Genomic DNA, 2,131 nt, shown 5'->3' on the forward strand with positions numbered 1-2,131 from the left:
TCTTTCAGACGGCCATGCATCATCATCAACGCGCCGCAAACGGCATCCATCATGCCGCTGGCAATGGCGTTCGGCGTCGTGGTTGGAAACGGATATACCTTGCCGATGGGGCGGTTGAGGTTGGCGGTCTTGAGCGCCATCGCCTCTTTCATTAAGTGGAAACCGGGCATGATGGTGCCGCCGAGATAATGATTGTCTTCCGTCAGCGCGTCGGTGGTTACGGCGGTGCCGCAGCTGACGACGACGCAGGCATTTTGCGTAAAGCGGCGGCTGCCCAGCGCATTAAACCAACGGTCGGAACCATGTTCTTCAGGGCGGCGGTAATGGTTGCGGATACCCAAAGCCTGTGGCATGGAAGACAGCCATTCGACCGGACGGGTTAATTGTTCTTCCACCATCGCTTTTTTTACCGAACCGCACACGGCGCAACCGACAATCTTCACATCTTCATCAGCAAATTGCAGCCATTCTTCACCCAGCTGGGTCAAATCACGATACGGCGCGCGGCCGACTTCGGAAAATGTGCCGTTCTCCACCCACGCCCATTTCAACTGACTGTTGCCGCCGTCCAGCAGCAAAAAGCGTTCCGGTTTCGCCGCGGCAGGTTGTGCCGGGCGGTTATCCGGACGTAAACTGATCTCGCCGCTGACGATGGTTTTCTCGCCCTTGTCCGTCAGCAAACGCAACGCACCTTGCGCATCCACGCCTTTGACTACGCCTTCGTGGACAACACGCCCTTCCTGAAGCAGCAACACCGGTCTGTTTGTGTCGCGATTGGCGGCATCGTATTCGCCGACACATGACGCGAATCCGTTTTGAGCGTATTCGTTCAACAGCGCATCAAGTTGCGCTAATACCGCATTCAATAAGGTTTTGACGCTTACGCCCTGCTTAGAGGCCGTCTGAAACAAGGCCTGCACGGAAGTGGCGTTTTCAACTTCTTTCGGCAATACAAAATTGATGCCGATGCCGATGACGGCGACAGTCTTATTCTCTACCCGAGCCGTTTCAATCAAAATACCGGCCAATTTATCGTTGGCCACGACCAAATCGTTCGGCCACTTGATATTTACGTCCAAACCGATATCGGCAAGCGCGCGTCGGCAAGCCAATGCCACCACCAACGCCAGCGAACCCAGCTCATACTGCGGCTTGTCAAACGCCCAGCCCAAGCTGAACATCAGACATTCGCCCTGTCGGTTGACCCAACTTCGCCCTTGCCGTCCGCGGCCTTTGGTTTGGAAATGCGCCACGCACAAGGCCTTATGCGCCAAATCTGCCGACTGGCGCGCCAATGCCATGATTTCATCGTTGCTGGACGAACATTCGTGTTTCAACTGCGCACGAAAACCCTGTTTTCCGGCCATTTGTTGCAGAGATTCTTCGGCAAACACAGCCAAAGGGCGCACCAAGCGCCATTGCCCGTCATGCTGGCGCAGCAAACCACGGATATGGCCTGGCATCTGCTGCCAGAATCCGTTTAATTGTTGCGGCTTCATACCGACCACTCGCGCCAACTGAGAAACGTGTTGCGGCAGGCCGTCTGAAAGCGCAGCGAGCAAGGCCCAATGGCGGCTGTTCAAATCCGTCATTCGCCTCCTCCGGCTTCGCGGATTTTCGCCAACGTTTTGGTGGTCGAAGTCTGGTGTAAAAACGGAATCGAAAATACTTTGCCGCCACGCGCAAACGTCTCAGCCGCACCGACAATCTTATCCACAGGCCAATCGCCGCCTTTAATCAACACATCGGGTTTGACCATTTCAATCAGCGCGGCCGGCGTATCGTCATCAAACCAAGTGACCAAATCCACGCTCGCCAATGCCGCTGCCACTGCCGCGCGGTTTTCCAAAGGATTAATCGGACGATCGTCCCCTTTGCCCTGACGGCGCACCGAAGCATCGGTATTCAACGCCAATACCAAAGCCGCACCGGCCGATCGCGCCTGCGCCAGATACGTTACATGGCCCCGGTGGAGAATATCGAAACAGCCATTGGTAAACACCAGCGGACGGGGCAGTGCCGCCAAACGCTCCGCCAGCTTTGCGGGCGGACAGATTTTGGATTCAAATTCTGGAGCTGACCATTCGGACATGATGCGGTTCCTTTGGGAATGAAACAGAAAATAATCGGG

2 protein-coding genes are annotated in these 2,131 nt (G+C 55.7%); both read right to left on the reverse strand.

Annotation, left to right across the window (positions count from 1 at the left end):
- The coding region (locus ACTHSP_RS19925; protein WP_440346765.1) for a bifunctional biotin--[acetyl-CoA-carboxylase] ligase/type III pantothenate kinase at nucleotides 1-1,592 on the reverse strand (1,592 nt) is incomplete at its 3' end.
- A complete protein-coding gene (locus tag ACTHSP_RS19930; RefSeq protein WP_314512897.1) occupies nucleotides 1,589-2,095 on the reverse strand; it encodes an adenylyltransferase/cytidyltransferase family protein in 507 nt (168 codons plus the stop codon). The genes ACTHSP_RS19930 and ACTHSP_RS19925, both read right to left, overlap by 4 nt.
- Between the last annotated feature and the right edge of the window lie 36 nt (nucleotides 2,096-2,131).

The sequence above is a fragment of the Neisseria sp. P0001.S005 genome (assembly GCF_051963715.1).